General features: G+C 39.1%; 12 protein-coding genes and 2 tRNA genes. 8 read left to right on the top strand and 6 right to left on the bottom strand.

Going from position 1 to position 20994, the window contains the following annotated elements; genetic code table 11:
- Positions 1-71 precede the first annotated feature (71 nt).
- The 6 genes from BTW00_RS08590 to BTW00_RS08570 all read left to right on the top strand — a co-directional run bounded on the left by BTW00_RS08590 (position 72) and on the right by BTW00_RS08570 (position 5834).
- Entirely contained in the window at positions 72-1034 is a 963-nt protein-coding gene (locus BTW00_RS08590; protein WP_058024218.1) for a formate dehydrogenase accessory sulfurtransferase FdhD, read from the top strand.
- A gap of 909 nt (positions 1035-1943) precedes the next feature.
- Positions 1944-3611: a sodium:solute symporter family protein gene (locus BTW00_RS08585; RefSeq protein ID WP_075101635.1), complete on the top strand. Its 1668-nt coding sequence runs from the start codon at positions 1944-1946 to the stop codon at positions 3609-3611.
- 94 nt (positions 3612-3705) lie between these two features.
- Positions 3706-3840: a putative transporter small subunit gene (locus BTW00_RS14105; RefSeq protein WP_208855952.1), complete on the top strand. Its 135-nt coding sequence runs from the start codon at positions 3706-3708 to the stop codon at positions 3838-3840.
- A 177-nt stretch (positions 3841-4017) separates the two neighbouring features.
- Positions 4018-4091, top strand: a tRNA-Cys gene (locus BTW00_RS08580).
- 124 nt (positions 4092-4215) lie between these two features.
- Positions 4216-4302 (top strand) — tRNA-Leu (locus BTW00_RS08575).
- 164 nt (positions 4303-4466) lie between these two features.
- Positions 4467-5834: a tyrosine-type recombinase/integrase gene (locus BTW00_RS08570; RefSeq protein ID WP_075107054.1), complete on the top strand. Its 1368-nt coding sequence runs from the start codon at positions 4467-4469 to the stop codon at positions 5832-5834.
- A gap of 228 nt (positions 5835-6062) precedes the next feature.
- Here BTW00_RS08570 and BTW00_RS08565 read toward each other — a convergent pair whose 3' ends face one another.
- Together BTW00_RS08565 and pglZ are read right to left on the bottom strand one after the other, a co-directional pair.
- The gene (locus BTW00_RS08565; RefSeq protein WP_075107053.1) at positions 6063-6770 is read right to left on the bottom strand and encodes a hypothetical protein; all 708 of its coding nucleotides are present in this window, start codon (positions 6768-6770) and stop codon (positions 6063-6065) included.
- Positions 6754-8721, bottom strand: coding sequence for a BREX-3 system phosphatase PglZ (gene pglZ, locus BTW00_RS08560; RefSeq protein WP_075107052.1), 1968 nt, complete (start codon positions 8719-8721; stop codon positions 6754-6756). The genes BTW00_RS08565 and pglZ overlap by 17 nt, the downstream gene beginning before the upstream one ends.
- A gap of 219 nt (positions 8722-8940) precedes the next feature.
- Between pglZ and BTW00_RS08555 the strand changes: the two genes are divergently transcribed.
- Both BTW00_RS08555 and BTW00_RS08545 read left to right on the top strand, forming a co-directional pair.
- Positions 8941-9327: a hypothetical protein gene (locus tag BTW00_RS08555; RefSeq protein WP_075107051.1), complete on the top strand. Its 387-nt coding sequence runs from the start codon at positions 8941-8943 to the stop codon at positions 9325-9327.
- A gap of 36 nt (positions 9328-9363) precedes the next feature.
- Positions 9364-10451, top strand: a protein-coding gene (locus BTW00_RS08545; RefSeq protein ID WP_178379278.1) for an IS3 family transposase whose coding sequence is annotated in 2 segments (ribosomal slippage) — positions 9364-9616 and positions 9616-10451 — 1089 coding nt in all. Because the reading frame shifts where the segments join, the coding sequence is not laid out codon by codon here.
- A 483-nt stretch (positions 10452-10934) separates the two neighbouring features.
- Here BTW00_RS08545 and BTW00_RS08540 read toward each other — a convergent pair.
- The 4 genes from BTW00_RS08540 to brxF form a co-directional block, all read right to left on the bottom strand.
- Positions 10935-13709, bottom strand: a complete 2775-nt coding sequence (locus BTW00_RS08540) for a DNA methyltransferase (RefSeq protein WP_075107049.1) — start codon at positions 13707-13709, stop codon at positions 10935-10937.
- A 72-nt stretch (positions 13710-13781) separates the two neighbouring features.
- Positions 13782-16580 carry a DNA methyltransferase gene (locus tag BTW00_RS08535; RefSeq protein WP_075107048.1) on the bottom strand — a complete coding sequence of 933 codons (2799 nt, stop codon included), beginning with the start codon at positions 16578-16580 and terminating at the stop codon, positions 13782-13784.
- Positions 16581-16730: 150 nt separating this feature from the next.
- The gene (locus BTW00_RS08530) at positions 16731-20456 is read right to left on the bottom strand and encodes a DUF6079 family protein (protein ID WP_075107047.1); all 3726 of its coding nucleotides are present in this window, start codon (positions 20454-20456) and stop codon (positions 16731-16733) included.
- Positions 20453-20956, bottom strand: a complete 504-nt coding sequence (gene brxF, locus BTW00_RS08525) for a BREX-3 system P-loop-containing protein BrxF (protein WP_075107046.1) — start codon at positions 20954-20956, stop codon at positions 20453-20455. The genes BTW00_RS08530 and brxF overlap by 4 nt, the downstream gene beginning before the upstream one ends.
- Positions 20957-20994: the final 38 nt, after the last annotated feature.

The following is a 20994-nucleotide window of genomic DNA, read 5'->3' as shown; positions in this document are numbered from 1 at the left end:
GTAATTTTGAGCAAAGTGAGTCCTCTAGCAAAATGGCTATGATGGCAGAGACAACTGAAACTAGAGTGATTATGACTGAGATATCTGAGGATAATGATAATGGCGCAGCCGAGACAATGCTCGCTCGCAAACATTTAGCACAGAAGCATTATTATCCATCGGACAAGGCTCATGGAGCCGATATACCTCAAAGCTGTGTTGAGTCTCAAACCACCAGTTTGGCAGTAGAGGCAGCGGTATCAATCGTTATTAATGGGATTCATTATGCGGTACTGATGGCCAGCCCTTACCAACTAGAGTATTTGGCTGTTGGGTTCTTATTTAGCGAGGGCTTGATTCAGCACAGTCATGAGTTGCTTGATTGGGAAGTGACACATCTTACAGATATTGCCAGCTACCAAAATTTTGCTCAATCCTTAAACGATGGCGATCTTGAATCCGCCTCCATTGAGCAACGCTTAGAGCAATTTCAAGATTATGATATCTATGTCGTAGAGCTGGTGATAAACCAACGCTGCCATCAGCGCATCCAAGCCCAAAAGCGCCAACTGGCGGGGCGTACAGGCTGCGGTATGTGCGGTATCACGGGGCTGACACAGGCATTGCCCGACTTGAGCCACTACTCACAAGCAAACATGCATAGCTATAAGGCACCCGTGCCAAGCCTTGAGTATCTATTAGCACTACGTCAGCAAGTAGATGCCACACAGCATACACACCAACTGACAGGAGCTGTGCATGCAGCAGCGACCCTGCATGACGAGCAGCTGTATTTGTTTGAAGATGTTGGCCGTCACAATGCACTCGACAAATTAATCGGTTGGCAGCTGCGCAACAAGCGAGAGGCAGACTGTGTGCTGATGACCTCACGCTTGTCTATCGAGCTGGTACAAAAATCGATTCGTGGGCGTATCCCTTGGCTCGTTGGCATGTCTGCTCCCACCAGTACGGCCGTACGGGTCGCCCAGCGCTATGGTTTGGGGCTGGCTGGTTTTTTGCGTGACAATAGAGTCACCTACTACACTGGTATTTGATGAGTATTGCCTAACCACATTTTCTAAATCCTGTCGTTATCACCGATCCGTTTACTTTGATACCCTCACATTGATCATTTAATACTGCCACCATTCAATACGTTAGCCTTATTGATACCCTCACAAACACCTTTTCATAAACCCCATTTGTCAATGCCATTTTTCTTGAGGTCTGCCTCTGCCTTTTGGTCATTTATGACAGATAACTGACCGATAGATTTGAGCTTCACGGCAGAATAGGGTACCCTTAGTGCACGAGTATGTTACACATAGTTAACATAGCTGTAGTTTTATTTATAAATACCGAGCCTATGGTGCGACGCATCAGGGCTGTAGCGTGTTTGATACTTAACTACAGGTAATGCGTCAATTACCTAATCATGGGCAAAAATTCGCTCATGCTTGGGTGTATTTCAGCCGGCTATACATATTAGCCGATAAAGCTGTCTACACTTAGCACCGTCATCAGCAGATGGCTGAGTGCTTATCCATAATTTTGCTGTAGATACCTGCCTTGTCAGCACTCTATAGCAGCCAGCTACTATCAAGTATGACCACTTGACAGCGTGATGGATAGTCCATCAACAGACGCATGCTGATGACTGCCCTGCGATTTTTGTGAGATGTGGCTCACTGTTGCATGTGATTTTTTCAAATGACGTACAACAGTGAGTGACCGACATGATGTCAATGGGCAGTTGTCATTTACAGCTTGCAGGATCTACTCTTAAAACACCAAGTGCGCCAGCGTGCTGCATTTGGGTCGGCGCTGACCGCTTTTTATGAAGGCCAACTGTTAGCACTGTGTGATGCCTCTACATAAGAATTTTATGGGCTTTATTGTATTCTTAACAGTTTTGGATAAAGTTATACTATTAAACTTTTATTTATGTAAAATAATCGCGAGGTATGAATTTGAAAACTGAGTCACTGTTCCAATTTTCATCGTTAACCATTATTTTATTGTTGTTAGCGTTTTATGGCGGCACGTATTTGTTGTCATTGCTGATCAAAAAAGACAAAGAAACCACTTCAGGATTTATGGTGGCAGGCCACGGCGTCGGCTTTGGCATGGGTGCTGCTAGTATGACCGCTACTTGGATTTGGGCGGCATCGTTTTATGCGGCGGCGACCTCTGGCTACAAGTATGGCGTATCAGGGCCGATACATTACGGCTTTTGGGGCGCGCTGATGATCTTATTCATCTATCCTTTTGGTATGCGCTTTCGTGAGCTTGCACCCGATGGTCATACCTTAGGTGAGCTTATCCACGCCCGCCATGGCTCATCAAGCCAATTAATTTTAGCCATATCCAACCTTATGGGCAGCTTAATTAGCTTGATGGTCAACTTTACTGCAGCTGGGGCGTTGGTGTCGGTATTATCGCCATTATCGTTTCAGACGGGTGTCATGATTGCAGGTATCGGGGTGCTAAGCTACACCCTAACCTCAGGGTTTCGTGCTTCCGTCTTTACAGACTTTGCGCAATTGGTCGCTTTGATGGCCATCGGTATTGTCATTATTCCAGCGGTACTGTTTGCGATGGGTGGGCCACAAGTCATGGTCGATGGCCTCTCTAACCTCACGCTTGAACAGCAGGATTTCTTTTCATCCGAAGCGTTTTTTCAGCAAGGAGCGCCCTATTTTGTCGCTGTACTTGCTTATGCGATTGGTAACCAAACCATCACGCAGCGCTTGTTTGCGATCGATAAGACTAAGATTAAACAGACCTTTATTACCGCCACGGTCGGCTATGCTGGCATCGTCATCGGTCTTGGTATGATCGGATTGATGGCTTTGACCATCGGTATCGAGCCACTAGATGGCAATATGAACAACCTCATCCCGCAGATGGTCAGCACTTACTTGCACCCTGTATTTATCGCCCTATTCTTTATCTTAGTCATTGGCTCACTATCATCGACAGCTGATTCGGATTTGTCGGCCTTATCGACCATTATGATGGCGGATGTGTATGGCAAGAACATTGCCAAAGGCCGCGTCAAGCCTAAAACGATGATGCTCGTTGGTCGTAGCACGATGATTATCGCCACCGCTGCCGGACTGATCTTTGCCAGCTTTAAGCTAGATATCTTGGTGATGTTGGTCTTTGTAGGGGCGCTGTGGGGCGCGATTGTTTTTCCGGTCATCGCCAGTGTGTTTTGGAACCGCGTGACCAATGCCGCCTTTACCTCGGCAGTCATCATCGGCCTGCTGCTATTCTGTGTGGTACGCTTTGAGCTGCTACCAATGACAGGCTTTACTGCCCTTTTCTTTGAAATACTGGCCAGTGTGGGCGCCGCAGTCGTGATTGGACTGATGGTCTTTGGCTTTTTGGGTCGTAAAATCGGCATGGTAGCGGCAGCGATAACGCTGGTACTGATGCTCATTTTTGCCACAGGCTTCTTACGTCAGTACATGGTACTACTGGCCTCACTAACAGCCTATGGTGCCAGCACCATTGTTTGTATCATCGTTAGCCTCATGGGTGATGAACACTTTGATTTTGCTTTAATCAATCAACGTGTCGGCGATTATGATAAAAAAGCCAAGGCATCGACCTCTGAGCTTTCATAAACACAGGTAGCGAGCACCGCTTGCGGGTTTAGCAGTTGGTCAATATGTGACCCGCTGCACAGGCAACCCTTCATAAATACTATAAGGAGATATCATGGACAACGTCTTTATCTACGGCTTATATATTTTAATTTGGCCAGCCATTACGCTCGGCGTGCTGGTATTGATTTGTACCGCGACTTATCGCGATATCAAACGAGCCAAACGTAATAACGAAGAGATATTATAAAAGTACACACTCAATGATCATTACTCTCATCAGTGAGTCCGGCTCGCTGATGAGCCTGAATACGCAAAAAACTCATAAAAAAGCACTAAAATCAGCACAAGTGAGAAAATAAGCTATTTTTAGCCAAAAAATGACTTGTAATTTGGCATATTTTTGCTAATATAGTCCACCTTGATTGGCTGGATGGCAGAGTGGTCATGCAGCGGACTGCAACTCCGTTAACGCCGGTTCGATTCCGACTCCAGCCTCCAATTATTTATTAACTTTACGTTAATTTTGGCTTGCATTATTATCTCAACTGATTATAATAGCGACCACTTATCTAGTAACTAGACAGTCTATCAGCTAGTTTACATGTTAGATAACACAAGTTTTGCCCGGGTGGTGAAATTGGTAGACACAAGGGATTTAAAATCCCTCGCTAGCAATAGCGTGCCGGTTCAAGTCCGGCTCCGGGTACCATTACATAGTCCTATACTACCTTATAGAACAGCTAAAGCCCCTGATATCAGGGGCTTTGTTGTATCTGGCGTTCCATACTGTCCTATGAATCTATCCTAATCCATGCACTTTGAGTATACTGTCAAGTATACCGAGTTTTGAGTCTACTCATGGAGATCTAGGATATGGAAAGAAAAGCGATCAGTTCAGACCGAAGCATCAGCAGCCATAAGCCTGAAGATAAGAAGTACTTCGTTCCTATCAAAAACCATCCCAAACTATTCTTAATGGTGCGTCCTACTGAAACTAAGTCATGGATGTATCGATACTACCCACCTTCCAATCCTAAACAAAGCATTATCTCCATCGGTATATATCCAAATATCTCGTATGCTCGTGCCTGTGAAGTTTGGCGTGAGTATGAAGATCTGCTGAGCAAAGGTATTGACCCAAAACTCCATCGTGAAGAAATTAAGAAAAGTATTATTAGTAAAACTAAAAACTCTTTTAATCATTTTGCTTGGGAGTACTTTGACAGTTTAGATCAGACTCAGAAGAGCAATACTCTCATTCGTAAGAAAGGTCGTCTTGATCTTATATGCAAATATATTGGTGACGAGCCAATCAGCGATATCACTTCTCCTAAAATGCTTGAAGTGCTGTTAGACATTCAAGCAAACTCATTAAACAAGGATGGTAAGCCCACAGACAAGGCTGAACGCTGTGCTGGCATTGCCAGTGATGTGTTTGTCTATGCTGGGGCACGAGGCTTCTGTACGAGTGATCCTGCGGCGCTCATTAAGAGCCAGTTGGCTAAGTCAAGTTACGGTCATCGTCCTGCGGTTACTCAACCGAAGGACTTGGCTAAATTACTTAAAGCTATCGAGACAATAGAAGGTGACCCAAACACCATAAATTCCCTTAGGCTATTAGCGCTTCTATTTGTTCGCAATGGTGATTTAAGACGTATGCGCTGGGCTAATCTAGACCTAGAGGCTGGCAGGTGGCGGTTGAAGCCATTGAAAGGACAAGGCAAGGTAAATATGGTCAAGGACATGGTTGTTCCCCTACCTCGTCAAGCTGTGGACATATTACGCAAGCAACATAAAATTAATGGCCATACTGAATACGTATTTTTTAGCCAGACGGCAAAAAAGCATCAGATCATATCTGATGCGACGGCGAATAAGCGTTTGAAGGATTTAGGCTATAAAGATATACATTGTGCTCATGGCTTTAGAGCGACAGCGAAGACCATCCTACAAGAGCATTTAAAGTATCCGCTTGTGCTTGTAGAGATGGCATTAGGTCATACGACGAAAGATCCTAATGGAACCGCCTATGGTCGATTTGAATACATCGATGATCGTAGTGATATGATGCAGAAGTGGGCGGACTATTTAGATGCTTTGCGTGAAGGTAGAGATACGGCAGAATTTAGAGCAGATGCGCAAACCAAAGCTGACTCTACTACCAATCTGCAAGCATTGATTGACCAGCTTGGTGAGGATAAAGTGCTTGAAATGCTTAAAAATGGGACATCATTGAAATAAGTGAGCTGAGTTATATTATTAACTTTAGTCAAATATACATTATTAATAGAAAACTAATTATCCTCTTTAATAATATCAGAATTAGATCGACTAGTATCTAGCGATTAATTATGCTTAGCATAGCAATCGAGGCATACTTTATAACTTTCTAGCAAATTATAAAGGGTGTGGGGTTTACTAGCCGGTCTAACTCTGGGTTACAATTAAATTTAATAGCTAACTTAATTCCTATTTCTTAAACAGAATCAACTCATTACCTTGCTGATGAAGATCAAACCAAGTCGTTTCGAGCTCATTTACCGATACTGAAAAGACAAATGGGAACCAAACGAGATCATCAAGTAAATCAGTAAGTGATCGGCTTTGAAAATCTTGGTTATACATTAGAGATTGAAGAAGCCAACTTTTATGATTACTAGGTATATCATGACCGACTCTTGGAGCTTTATAAGTCCCGTTGCTCTTGCGCTCAAGAACATTAAAGTCAATCAGTGTTTTCAAAACAGAGCGAAGCGAACGCTTTACTGTTTCTGTATCTCCATATAGCTCAACGATTTTCTTTTGGGCTTGGGCATAAGTAAATGGATCAGAGTGTTTTTCACGTCGACCAATAAATCTCACTACATCAGCAAAAAAGTTATTTTTTGCTACCAACATTCCCCAATGCAACAAAAAATCTGGATGTTTGCTATCTTTGACAGTATTAATAGCGAACTGCTCAAAAGTTGAATCAATATTATCAGAACTGGAAAACCATAATTTGGTTAACTGGTTTCGTGTTTTTCCTCGATTTACCTTACAGTTAATAGAAGGTAGGAGCATTAAATCAATTTGCTCTTCGAGTTCTTTTTTTTCTTTACCTTCAGCAACCCACTTTGCTACTGAGTCCAGCCATTGAAGCTCAATATGACGACTAAAGCTAACTTTCTTTGACATGCTGATCTCTCGTAACAATAGCTAGTGGAACAATGACCTCATGCAAACTGATTCCACCGTGTCCAACAATTAGTTTATTTTTTTGAATGAACGCGTGGCGACCTTTGCTTACAAGCGGATATATATCAGGTGGTAAACCATATTTCTTAGCTGGCCATTCTAACACGTCTGTCTTATCATTCGAATATTCAACTTTATCTTTATACATTCTTACTCGTTCACCTTTGGTTTCAGCCTTTACACCTTCATTAGGCCATCCACAACCTACGGCTTCTTGATTTCCATGATCTGAAGTAATAATGACTTCGAAACCGCTATCTAATAGTGCTTGTATTTTGGAAGCGAACTGCCATTTATCAAGCCAATCAATTAATGCGGCATTCAATCCTGACATTCCAGATTTTATACCATGCATTTGCTCATCAATATAATTGATAACAAAACCAGCGACCTTAAGCTTTGGAGAGTGGAAACGCTCCTTAAAAGAATCAATATCCCTGCTATTTTCAACTTTAACCGCGTACGTTACTTCATTCTTACTTAATTCTTTATCTTCCCAATACGCTTGCCATAATGCCTTTTCTTTAGAGGTAGTAAGCAATGAGTCTGGAAATGACCGAGGTTGCTTTCCAGAGAAAAGAGCCTGCCTAGAAATAGATGTTATCGTAGGAACCCAAACAAATATTCCTTTTTCCTCAATTCGAATGTCAGGTATATCAACAATACTTTGCTTTACTTGGGTCCATTGCTGGAAACCCATCCCATCCATTACTAACAAACACACTTTTTGGCCATTGTTCACTTTTAGATATAACCAATCGGGAACTTTATGTAGCATAATAGGAAAGCCTGCAGTAGGCGTGTTAATTAAACTGCCAAAATTCTCTTGTAACCATAGTTCAAAATGTTCATCTATTTTCGCATTAAGGTTTGTTATGTCAGTGCTTAGAATAGTAGTATTGCTACCTTTGAGAGAGTAAGACAAAGCATTTAGCACTCCTAAATCACGCGCCACACCTTCCCAAAATTCAGTTATAAAAGGTTTATCCATATTATCGAATTGCTTCGTTAACTTTGAAAACAAAAAACTTAATCGCAGATAATCTCTTGAATTATCTTCTGTAATAACACCAACCCACTCCCAATCACCTTCTTTCAACCCTTCAAACTCAATAGCTTTAAGCATGCCATCTGAGAATAAATTATCTATAAACAATTTTATATCTTGATCACCAAAGGGAACGACTAACCTATCCTTTGGTAAAGCATTATCTTCAACGTTGTCAGCACTTACCTTTTGCTGTAAGTATAAAAGCCATTGGCTTTGAAGAAACTCAAAAAATTCAGTCCTATTAGGCAGAATTTTATTAAACTCCCAGAGACTGAAGTTCTCACGAGCTCCTAGTGTTTCGATCAATCTATTTTCGAACATCTCTGGCATTTCAATACCTAGATAATGCTTACGAATAAGCAGTCGCACTAGATCTATTTCAGATTGGATAATTTCAGGGGCAATTTTATATATATGCCTTAGCACAAAATCCAAACTATCGAAATGATTGAGCTTACCAACTCGATAAATTTTAACCACATCTAACAATTGGTCATAGTTTTGGGGTGTTAATGCCCTCAAAACTAATTTGTCTAGTTGAGGAATTACTTCAGTTATATCGAAATCTAACCTAGTAGCTGAAGAATCTATATCATAAGGAACAGCAGGGTATCCATCTACAACTCTAATAATTAACGCATTACGATCACCATGTTCAAGCCATTCCTCATAACACAGTCTCAAAGCCATCGGGTCAGTTTCTGAGAAAAACACAGCTCCTGCCTGTTCGAATAGGTCTAATATTGTAGGTTCAAAGCATAAATTGTCTGGATCATGAATAATATAATGGATTGGTTCTATTAACGCTAATTGCTCAAGAAGGCGTTTTTGCCAGTTCATATCTATCCCTTGATTTTAAATACTAAATAAAAACTTAGCTCAAATGTTACTTTGCGCTTTACTTGAGCATACTAGTGTCATTATAGAAATAAATTATATAAAGAAAGATTTATAATACAATTTTGATGTTGATTCCGTTAGACACATTGTCGACGGTATTGACTCGATGGTCCAGCCACATCATTATACTCAGTCATTCAATTAAAGTGAGAGGCGCAAGTGAGTTATAAAGAGTATAGATATTCTTTAGCTATTGGTGATTTCGTTGATGACATTTATGTTGAAGTCCGAAACTGGAAGAATATTGTTGCATTCATTGATGCACATGACAAGAATTATCCAAAACCTTCGTTAGAATTGAGAATGCCATTATTGAAGCGTTTTTCTGTCATTGCATCTAGCTATTATATAGAGTACAAATCTATAGTCAGCAATGAATTGATTCCTAATCACCCAGAACCTCTAACTGAAATAGTCGCATATAACACTAAAGGTGAGAAGAGGTTTTTTAATTGCAATAAATTAAAAGAATTTATAGAAGGTTTAGGAGATTCTAAACTATCTCTCAAGGTAATCCCCCCAATAAATAAGAACACTTACAAATAGAGATTAACTGCTAAAATACACCAGCAGGAGAATCCTATGAAAAAGACACGCTTTAGCGACAACCAAATCGTCAACATCCTAAAACAAGCCGAGCAAGGCGTTCCTATCACTGAGCTGTGCCGCGAGCATAACATCAGTCAAAGCACCTTCTACAACTGGCGATCTAAATATGGTGGTATGGACGCCACACTTATCAGCCGTCTTAAAGAGCTTGAAGTTGAAAATGCCCGCTTAAAGAAGATGTACGCTGATGAATGTCTTAAATCCGACATCCTACAGGATGCTATGTCAAAAAAGTGGTAGCGCCCCAAAGGCGCAAAGCGTTGGTTTGTCACTACATTGAAGATCGTGGTATTGGTATCCGCAGGGCTTGTAGCATCTTTAACATCAGCGTCACCTGTTATTATCACAAGTCGGTGGTAACAGATGAGAACCAGCAAATAGCGGACTTACTTATCAAACTGACTGATGAGAACAAGAACTGGGGCTTTGGCTTGTGCTTTTTAACCTTGCGTAATGTGCTAGGACTGCCGTACAACCATAAGCGGGTATATCGCATCTACTGTGAGCTTGAACTCAACCTTAGAATCAAGCCTAAGCGTCGCATTAAACGTGCTAAACCAATACCATTAGCAGTACCTGATAGGATTAACCAAAGCTGGAGCATGGACTTTATGCACGACAGCTTAACTGATGGCCGCGGCTTTAGACTGTTCAATGTCATTGATGATTACAACCGTGAGGCACTCACCGTTGAAGTCGACTTCTCGCTACCGGCGCAAAGGGTCATACGCAGTCTTAATCAGCTTATTGAGTACCGAGGCAAACCTGTGCAGATAAGATGCGATAACGGCCCTGAATACATCAGCAATGCGCTCAAAGACTGGGCTGAGCAGCAAGGCATCATCTTAAGCTATATTGAACCTGGCAATCCACAGCAAAATGCGTATGTAGAGCGCTTTAACAGAACCATGAGATATGATTGGTTAAATCAGGAGCTGTTTGATAATCTAGAGCAGGTACGCGCACAAGCAGAAAACTGGTTATACCATTATAATCATAAGCGCCCAAACATGGGCAATGGCGGTTTTACACCGATACAGAAACTCAATCAGGCAGCTTAATTCTATTTATTAGGTGTCTTAAGTTTGGGAGGGTTACCTCAATCTGCCAGATCCTCCTAAATATCCACAACAAATGTCCAGCTATAGTGTTTGGCACTATAAACTAGATTATAACTGCTTTTGTAGAGATGTTGACTATACGGAGTTCAGAAATGGAAGAATCTCAGCATTCATAGAGACAACTGGAAAACTTGATTCAAAACAACATCTAGTAAAAAGTATTCCGCCCATAAAAAAAAGATTAAAATTACAAATTCGAATTATGGAAATATTAAGTTTAGAATTCAACGTACCTAGTTTTATTGTAATTCACCTTACAGACCTTAGTTATTTCCAAGTGTATGATTTAGACTGGAATATAATATTACAAGCTAATCAAGATGAATATACGAATTGGCTTTCAAATCTTTAAAATATCCAATTCACCAAAAATCTTTATTCTTAAAAATACTAAGAGGAGTTAAAGCCTCTTAGTATAGTTAGTTACCATTCGTCATATTCCGTTGAAGTTAAAGTTAATGCATTATCGTAAAACATTAACAGCTTTTCATCTTCTTGGAGAACAATTGTTGGAATTTTAGCTGCTACATCCAAAATTGATTGGAAATCTTTTATTTCCCAAGCTTTATGAAAACCAGCACGTAAAGCCTCTGCTCGAGGCTGCTTGATTTTTTTCTTCTCTTGTTTGTATATTTCAAACTCTTTTAAAAGTGAGCGCAAACGAACTTTATCTAAATCAGCCGATTTATTCGGGTCTGGAACATACCAACGATCTTTAGCTTTAGCTACAAGTTTAGGATCATTTTTATCCAAACCTCGCATATCCTTGAAGTTAGTAGATAAGTAGGTATGAATTTGAGATGGAACATCATCAGAGCCTTCGTATTTAAGAAAGTTTTGCTCCAAAAGTGTCAATAGCTCTAATTCTAACTCATTTTTTTTCCAACCAGAAAGCTGACTCAAGAACAATGGATGAATCTGTGAATAACTTTTCGGCTTATCACTAAGTTCATACCTTAACCATTCAATAGCTGACTCTTCATCATCAACAAATATTGATATTTGCTGAACAGCTGAGGCTTTTATCCTCGCTCTTTCATATTCGACCAATTGCTTATCGGTGAAGTACATTCCGTCTCTTTCTTTGAATCTCTTATCAAGCTCTAAATGAAACTCTTTACTTGAAAGAGGCAGATTAGCTCCTCTAGAAATATAGTAAGAAATAGTTTGGTCATACAGTATTCTTGGGTCACGTTCTGGTAGCTTAACGAGTTCACTTCCGTGAAACTTTGAGACTGGCAAGTAATTTAAATGTGAGTTGATAAATGCCCATATATCTTTAATGTATGTATCGCTATCTATATCAATTCCATTCAAACGATTTTCTACTGGTTTATAAGCTGTAATCACCAAGTCCTGTTTAACTGCAGTAGCAGTTGTAACTGCCTTAAAACTCATATGTTTCTTATCAAGCGCTGATACATTAGCAATAACAAAACCTACTTCTTTAATGGCTGTCTGAATCGAATTCCATATTAAAGCTTTTGTATTAGAAAACTCGATGGTAATCCATCTTCCTGGCTTGAGTATTCTGTAGGCTTCTTTAAAGCACTTTGTCATTAAGTGTCTATATTCATCGGGGCCCTTGCCTTGTGTAGAGTTTTCAATAGCTTCTGTTTTATTGTTGGTCCACAGTTGTAACCATGACTCCCATAAATAGCTGAGCTCAGAGTACATTAAGTTTGCACCGAAAGGAGGGTCTAAAAAAATATAGTCTATTGAATTCTCTTTAATTCTAAGGCACGAACTATCACCACATGAGACCACATTGCGAGGGTTGTCTTTCATACCTTTCAAAAGGCTTTTCAATTTAGTTTCTAATTGATTAAACGCGTTATTCTCTTGTGGAGTGGCGCAAATGTAATATGTACCAGATGTCGTACCTCCCTTCCCGTTTGCTCTCCAACGATACATCCAACTTAAATTTAAAATTGCAGATGTTATCAATAGTTTTAGTTTAGGTTTATTTTCACACTCTGCTAGAAACGCACCAAGAACTAAATTGGCTCTTGGGCACATTAGTTGATCTATCGTATCCATTGAAATTAATTTAAGTCGACCAATTTCTTTACCACCAATTATTCTATTTGTTGGAATGTATCCATTATTTTTTATCTCATTAACTTTATCCAACGTTTCTATGTCCAGCTCATCTGGAATCTTTTCAAACCTCCGATTAAGACCATTTACTGAATAGTTAATCAGCACAGGTTTAAGTTTTTGACGAGATTGAAACTCTTGGTTTAAGCCATTAAAAGACTTCTCAAAAATCTTTTCTACGTTTCGTTTAGAAAGTTCTGCTCCACAATGCTTACAGTTAAATTCCGAGAGTACTACCATTGCTTCTCTTTGTACTGCTTGCTCCCAAAATACGACCTCTCCTGAGCATTGAGGGCATGAGTAAACCTCTGACCAAACGGTGTAATTAATCTTCCCTATTTGACCGTCTATATGTTTCGTATGATAAATCCAATCTAGTTTAGATTTAATACTTTCCAAAATTAATGTTGCATCTTCTCGATACTTTTCAATACTCAAGGGTGAGTTATAGCCACTAGAAATTAAAGTTGCAATTGGAGACAAGTCATTAAGAATTGTTTTACGCTCTCCAACACGAGAGAACTTAGCTTGCTCAACCCCTTTATCACTAGTTGAAATAACATTACCTTGAGAATCAACTATATAGCCAAGCTGGCGAATAGCCTCTTCAGATGAACATAAATGAGCAGCTAAGCCTGTCATTCCTGACCCTGAGAAGCCATCAAAAACTATATCACCAGGGTTTGTATAGTGCAGGATATAGCGCATTATAGCTTTGTGAGGCACCTTAGTATGGTACATATGAGCGCTATAAATTGGATCGTTCTTTCCTTCACTTACATCAGCAGCAAAAGGCTCTCGATGGTATTCATCATCTTGTTTTTCTTTCTGAGACTCCCAAAGATCAACAAACTCGTTGAGCCAAGGGTTTGGACAAGCTGTATAGTAAGGAGGATCTGAAAGCTCTAGAATAGCTTCATCAGTTCCAATCGGAAAACCTTCTATAGCTCTAAACTCTGGATCTTTTAGTTTCTCACGTAATAGTTCTATAAAATGAGACCTTCGGTTATCATCATTTTCAAACTTTATACCTAGACATTCAACTGGTCCAGATTCCTTTATATTGCTTTCGATACCAAGTAGGCTTTCTTGTTCCATAGCTCTCTTCTAAAAAATTAAGGAAGAGTGATTACTCTTCCTTGTGGTCATATTTTTTTAACCGATCCTATGCTACCATTCATCGTCGTCTGTTATGGTTAGCGTCAATGCATTATCGTAAAACATTAACAACTTTTCATCTTCTTGAAGAACATCAGGTGGAATCTTTGCTGCAATATCCAAAATCGTCTGAAAATCTTGAACTTTCCATGCTTCATTGAAGCCAGCACGTAAAGCCTCTGCTCGAGGCTGCTTGATTTTTTTCTTCTCTTGTTTGTATGTTTCAAACTCTTTTAAAAGTGAGCGTAAACGAACTTTCTCCAAGTCAGCAGATTTATTTGGGTCTGGTACATACCAACGGTCTTTAGCTTTAGCTATAAGATCAGCGTTATTTTTATCCAAACCACGCATGTTTCTGAAATTGGTAGAAAGATACGTATGTATTTGCGCAGGAACTTCATCTTTACCATCATACTTAATAAAATTTTGTTCCAACAATGTAGAGAGCTCTAACTCTAACTCATTCTTCTTCCAACCAGATAATTCATTTAAAAATAATGGATGGATTTCAGAGTAGGTTTTAGGCTTACTTTTTAGCTCTTGACGCATCCACTCTATTGCAGAAGCCTCATCGTCAACAAAGATATTCAGTTGCCTTATCTGAGTAAAATTAGCTCTCACTTTATCATACTCTATAGCTTGCTCATGGAGAAAATACATTCCATCACGTTCAACATAACGTATTCCTAGCTCTCTTTGAAACTCATTACTTGAAATTGGGACGCTATAACTATTCTTAATATAATAAGTAACAACCTGGTCAAATAGTATCCTAGAGTCTCTCTCAATTACTTTAACCAACTCGTTATTTTGTACTTTAGTTACTGGCAAATAAAGCAAATGATTAGAGATAAAGTCCCACACATTATCAGCACTCTTTTTCTCTCTATTAAAAACAGTTAAATTGGAGTGTTTATAAGCAGTTATAACTAAGTCTTGTTTAACTGCGGTGGGGCTAGTATAAGCTTTGAAACTACCCTGTTTCTTATCTAAAGCTGAAACGTTAGCTACGACGAAACCTGCATCTGTTAAAGCTGATTGAATAGTGTTCCACACTGAAGCTTTTGTATTTGAGAATTCCACTGTTACCCAATGTCCTGGTTTTAATACTCTATAACATTCAGAAAAAGCGGATTTCATTAATTTTCGATAGTCATCTAGTTTTTTTTCCTGAACTGAATTTTCGATTGCCTCTTCTTTTATATTTGTAATAACTCCCAACCAAGGTTCCCATAGAGTATTCAATTCTGAGTAATTTATATTGGCACCAAATGGAGGATCTATAAACAAGTAGTCAACTGAATTATCTTTTAAAAGGCCTTTTTCTGTAGTACTTTTTGTTTCCGTAATTACATTTCCGTTTACTGTATCTAAACTGAATCTTAATCCGCGTATTCTGGATTTAAGTCCATGAAAAACAGAAACTTCAGGGTTGGTGCTTGAAACATACAGAGTTCCTTTCGTTCCAGCATTAATGTAACCACCACCTCCATGGAAGTAATAAGAGAAAGCTATGCTTGCCAACTTTGATAACCCCCTTTGACTAGCGGTAAACAAAAACGGAAGCCTTGAGTCACAATGCTTTAATTTTTCCCAGGCAGCAGAAAGTACAATCAGGTTTCTCTTGGTATAAAAATGATGGGCGTGTGTAAAACCATGGGAACGTATAGGCTGTTTTGTATTAAATCCATCTTGAAGTTCATAAATTGGCACATGATAGGGAATTATAAAATCATCAATTTCTTTAATTAAAGATAAGTCCGATTGGTCCGGTTTTTTAGAAAACTTTCCCTTAAGCCCATCTACTGTATAGTTGATTACTACAGGAACCTGTTTTCCGACTGTGATAGTCTTATCTAATATAGAATCATACTTTACTACTGTTGCTCTTTGCATCCTCTTCTTACTAGCCTCAAAGCCACAAGATGGACAAGGAAATACCTCTAAAGCTTTTTTTTGTTCATTAGAAACAGCCGAATCCCAATAAACAATTTCTTCAGTACATTCCGAACATATAAACACATCCGACCAAACAGTATTTATTATTTGACCTTCTTTTCCATCTATATGGTGTGTCTTATATAACCATTTATATTTTAATTCGAGTTGTTCAATAATTCTGTTCGCTTCTCTTTCGAATTTCTCTGGGTCAAATTTTGCATTGTAATGACTAGTAATGTAAGTTGCTACTGGAGAAAGATCTGATAAAAGTGCTTTTCTAGCTCCCAGTTTAGAAAAGGCTATCCATTCTAAACTTTCGTTTTTTTCGAAAACCTCACCTTTATCATTAACTTTGTAACCTAAGCTTTCCACAATTGTTTTGTCAGCACACATCTGAGCAGCTATACCCGTCATTCCTGTACCGCAAAAACCGTCATACACTATATCCCCAGGTAAAGTGTAATGCAGAATGTAACGCATAATTGCCTTATGAGGTACTTTAGTATGATAGGAATGCGCATTATAAATTGGATCGTTCTTTCCTTCACTCACATCAGCAGCAAAAGGCTCTCGATGATATTCATCATCTTTTTTTTCTTTCTGAGACTCCCAAAGATCAACAAACTCGTTTAGCCAAGGGTTTGGGCAAGCTGTATAGTAAGGAGGATTGGAAAGCTCTAGAATAGCCTTATCGGTTCCAATAGGAAAACCTTCTATAGCTCTAAATTCTGGATCTTTTAGTTTTTCACGCAATAATTCTGTAAAATGAGCTCTTCGGTCTTCATTATTCTCAAAAGTAATTCCTAAGCATTCAACTGGCCCATCTACTTTCTCGTCACTACCACTATCAAAAAGGTTTTCTTGTTTCATATTTTATTTCCTGTTGAGATCAGCTGATTAAGCTGAGCTCTAAATAAATAGACCTATTGCATAAGTCATCGCTAGCCATCTTGACTCCGTCAGTGGAAGTCAATGAACTGGTACTTTTGCAAGAGATCTAATGTGTAACATTAGATAGCATTAGTCAATAATGATACGCACTTTGCTGCTATCTTTGCCTTTACAGTGTTGAGCAAGCAACTCATTAAAGCGGGCTTTGACGTCATCTAGAGTTTGAGGTGTCCCTTTACCTAAACTTGCCACTAAGTCTACTGTGGAAATCCTGACTTCTTCTAAGCCTGAGAGAGCCTCATTTACCGCTGCGACGAACTCTTTACTCACTGGTAGTTGCAACTTACCTGAGGAAGTAAATGCCTTAACCTCACTGCGTTGAGCTTCTGACAACAAGTCAAGTTGTAAAGATACATCGGTTAATGTCGCTTTTAGACTTTGCGTCCAGTCAAATAGCATATCTGTTAACTGTTTATCTAATTGAACAAGGCGATCACTTGCTGTTGCAAGTCTACCTTCGTTACGTGGAGAGAATTGCATCGGATTTGGCGTCAATTCAATTGTTTTTGTATCTATTGATTCAGCTACTTGTAGTGAGGCGCAATTATTTTTCCATTGCCTAACCTTATCATCTGGTAATAAAGAGATAGCAGATAAAGCTTCTAAAGCTTGTAATCTCTTATCACTTGTTAGCGCTGACTTTTGTTTATTTTCTACCGCTGTCAATCGAGCCATCTGATATAGAGATACATAGCGTTGAATATAGGCTTTTTTTAGTTCTTGTAGTTTAGATAGCTGTGCCGTTTTAAACTTCGTTTCCAAGCGCAGATCTTTATCTTCAATACCGCTCCTTAGTTCTAAAGCTGCATCTTTAACTTGTGATTGCCAAGGATCGTTCTCATCAAGTATAAGTTGCGCTTCTTTCAAATATTGTGCGTATTCAGAAAAGTTATCGACAACTTCAGAAAGCTGTTGAAAGCTTTGCCACTCTTTAAGTGTTTCTGAATGCTCAAGAACGGCATCCTTGGATTCTTTAAAGTTCTTCAACTTACCAGGAGAGTTAAAACGCTGCAGAGACTCTAAGAAAGATTTGGTTATGCTTAAACGATCTGCTAGTAGCGTCGCTTCATTTTCTGAAAGAACATGATAGCCCCACAGCATCAGTCGCTGTTTTACTGACTGTTGATCTTTTACTAAAGCCTTAACTAACTTCTCAATTTCTTGCCCCATATTGCGGACAACACTTTCATCGCCTTGCTGAATGGATATTGCTAATCCTTCGTTCATTCCTAATAAATCAAGCACTGCTTTGATAGCTGTTACGTTAAAGTCTTTAGGTGCTTGAATATGCTTAAAATCAAGCAGCGTATTGAAATCAATACTTTTTAGCAAATCAATGTTACTTGCAGTAATTACCTTGCCAACAACAGCCAACTCTAACTCACCTACATATACCAATGTCGCTAGGATTACTAATAACCACTCTGGCTCCAGTCGATAACTATCTGGTTTAAAGTATGAACGCGCATGTATAGTTTCTAGCAATTCATTTTGATTAACAACTTGTCCATGGCCTTTTGCGGCTAATACGTCAAGCACGGCTTGTGCATAGCGAGAATTACTGGGTTTTACTTTATCTCCGTCTAATAATTCAAGAGCATCAAGCACTGCATTAGCACGGTTGGTTCTCGCGCCACCCGCAAGAAAATTCAATACATCTTTAGTAGCGACATTGATGGTGTCTTCGGTGATTCTCTGGGAAAATTTAGGATACTCAGGTGCTAAAGACTGGAAATAATCTTCAAAAATAAAACTTGCGACAGACTCAAAAACATCTTTTACACTGCCATGTTCATTATCTGAAATACCAATTATCTCTCGTACGGAAACACCTTTTAGCCAATCCATTATTGGTTTAGATTTTCCGTTATATTCAACTTCAAAAGCATCTTTGATATTGGCTCGAATCCACTTAATTATCTCACTAAGATAGCCATCAGCTTTGATTTTGTAAGTTTGCTGAGCACTACCTGTGGCTAATGCACGTAAAGCAAAAGATGCTGCATAGTTCTTCAAAGACTGATTGAATTCTTCAGAGCGATTTTTAAGGATGAATTGTACCTCATCCTCACGAATGTAAGCTTTCTTCTGCTTTGGCGGGTTCTCAGGTTGAATGAAATACATGTAATAATCTAGCTGAGGCTTTGCTGTTTCACGCTCATTTGGAGAACCTAGGAATAACCAACCAGGACGACTTACGTTTCTATCCCACCACTTCAACTCATGTTTCCACATTGCCATTTTTGACTGCTGTGAGTCTGTTTGTTCTAAAATCTCTAGCATTGCAGCATGATAGGCGGAGTTAATGTCATCTGGTGCAAGTGTTGATGCCTTTGCTTCGATAATTGCGTCAAAATCTTCAGTCTTTTTCAGATCTAAGTAGAACTGGTCATTCGTTTTGTTCTTTGAAAAAAACTGACCATTTACTGTACGGCGAATTTTTGTAAGAACAGTCACGATATGATTTTCCAAGTTTTTACTCTTATCACCGGGCATTACTTCTATATTTTTCAAATATAAACATAGGGAATCACGCAGCTCTGCTGCAGTTGCACCCATTTCAGAATAAATATCACCAACTGCCATTCGATGAATAGCAAGACCAGCAACCAATCGCTTAGCAAACTCTTTTTCACCTGGTGTAGGATAAGCTTGATCAATCCGATCAATGAGAAGTTCGCCAATCTCAATAACTTGACCAACTTCAGGATTGGTCTTCATGCTCGGTTCACTACTTAGCTCTTTCCAATACGTATCATAAGAGAAAATACCTGGAATATCTAAGGGCACCTCTTCTTTCATCAATTCGTTCATTTGGCGCGAAAGACTTTTTAACACCTGTCTATTCTCAAGTCCTGCCATTCTTACTCTTTCGAATGTATTAATGTAATCTGGATGAACTGGGAACATACGGACGAACTCTTCCAAACGCTCATTCATTTTATCGTAGTAAGGGGTGAATTTTTGAAGATACTCGCGAATCCATGCTTGTTGCTGTGCATCCTTCTTCAATAGACGCTCTGCAACAACATACTTTATGTCTTCACGAGCAATTAATACTTGCTCAGCCCTGTCACGTATTCGTTTTACTTCTTTAGATAAAAACTCTAATTGAGTACTATCAAAAATAGCTTCTTGTACACCAGCCATAAAACGAAAACGGGTACCGTCTATCACCTCTCCAATAACTCTAAGAATAGCAATATCTAGAGGTAACTCTTGTGCATTACGAGAACGGAAATAATCAAGCATTTCATCACAAACTAACAGTAAGCCATGATCAGGATATTTCTCATGGAATGCCGCCATCATCTCTTCGAAGTACGGTTTATGATTCGATGAGATCTCTGTCATTGGAGGGAATTCGTAATCTATACCAATTTCAGAAAGTCCATCAGTTAAATTTTTAGTTATGATATCTGTCAATGGCATCTGTGTTGAACCAATTTCAAAACGAATAACTTTAAATTTACCAGCAATTTTATCAGCAGCATTACGAACTGTTTCATTTGAAATATAACTAGCTAAATCTGGAAACTCAGCAACAGCGGAGATCACTGACATTAAGTGTGACTTACCTGAGCCATAGTTACCAACAATCCAAAGCGCTTTATTATCAACCGACTCTTCGTACTGAAGTTGTTCAATAATCACATTACTTAACTTCTGAGACATTTTCTCTGATATTACATAAGACGATACTAATCCTATCGCCTTATCATAGTCACTTGAGTTCTTCAGCTGAATGTTAGCTGTTACTGATTCAAATTGAATCAAATCTCCGTACTTTTTCATCTCAACACTCCATTGCAGGTATCGATTACCTGTAAGTCTTTTAAATTTTTTAACGGATAGGATTTGTAATCTTGTTTACCAGGCTTTGAATAAACCATGGAATTTTCTACTATTTCACCGGGCCATATAACCACTAAGACCTGAGATTTAGCTATATTTTTTAGTAACATAATTGGATCGCATTGCAGAGATGTCTCGAACAATATATCAATCTTTGATAGCCATACTGAATTATTGCAAGATTTAGTTATTTCACTAACCTCTTCTTGAAGTCTATGGGCTCTTTGGTTAACTGATTGGCTTACTAGCTTTCTAGAAAGCTGCTTCGATAAATTAATCATGCTAATAGGACTGCTTAAAAGCTCCATTTCCAGTGCGCAATGTAAGTGCTGTGGGGCAGCAACTAAGATTAATTTATAGGATTGATATTCAGACTTTATGGCTGCGTTATTTACTTTTTCTATCACAAGATCTTTTAGGTTTTTAATCGTTAAGGACACTTTATTTACTACCTATTTTTAAGATTATAATAGCTATT

Origin of the sequence: Psychrobacter sp. C 20.9 (assembly GCF_001921765.1) — a bacterium.
GTDB classification, from domain to species: Bacteria; Pseudomonadota; Gammaproteobacteria; order Pseudomonadales; family Moraxellaceae; genus Psychrobacter; species Psychrobacter piscatorii_B.
The sequence above is the reverse complement of the archived record's forward strand: the minus strand, read 5'-3'. Positions and strand labels throughout refer to the sequence as shown.

What these genes read in the sequence shown, in the direction of transcription:
- BTW00_RS08590 (WP_058024218.1), top strand. Translation starts at nt 72, where the DNA reads ATGACTGAGATATCTGAGGATAATGATAATGGCGCAGCCGAGACAATG.
- BTW00_RS08585 (WP_075101635.1), top strand. Translation starts at nt 1,944, where the DNA reads ATGAATTTGAAAACTGAGTCACTGTTCCAATTTTCATCGTTAACCATT.
- BTW00_RS14105 (WP_208855952.1), top strand. Translation starts at nt 3,706, where the DNA reads ATGGACAACGTCTTTATCTACGGCTTATATATTTTAATTTGGCCAGCC.
- BTW00_RS08570 (WP_075107054.1), top strand. Translation starts at nt 4,467, where the DNA reads ATGGAAAGAAAAGCGATCAGTTCAGACCGAAGCATCAGCAGCCATAAG.
- BTW00_RS08565 (WP_075107053.1), bottom strand. Translation starts at nt 6,770, where the DNA reads ATGTCAAAGAAAGTTAGCTTTAGTCGTCATATTGAGCTTCAATGGCTG.
- pglZ (WP_075107052.1), bottom strand. Translation starts at nt 8,721, where the DNA reads ATGAACTGGCAAAAACGCCTTCTTGAGCAATTAGCGTTAATAGAACCA.
- BTW00_RS08540 (WP_075107049.1), bottom strand. Translation starts at nt 13,709, where the DNA reads ATGGAACAAGAAAGCCTACTTGGTATCGAAAGCAATATAAAGGAATCT.
- BTW00_RS08535 (WP_075107048.1), bottom strand. Translation starts at nt 16,580, where the DNA reads ATGAAACAAGAAAACCTTTTTGATAGTGGTAGTGACGAGAAAGTAGAT.
- BTW00_RS08530 (WP_075107047.1), bottom strand. Translation starts at nt 20,456, where the DNA reads ATGAAAAAGTACGGAGATTTGATTCAATTTGAATCAGTAACAGCTAAC.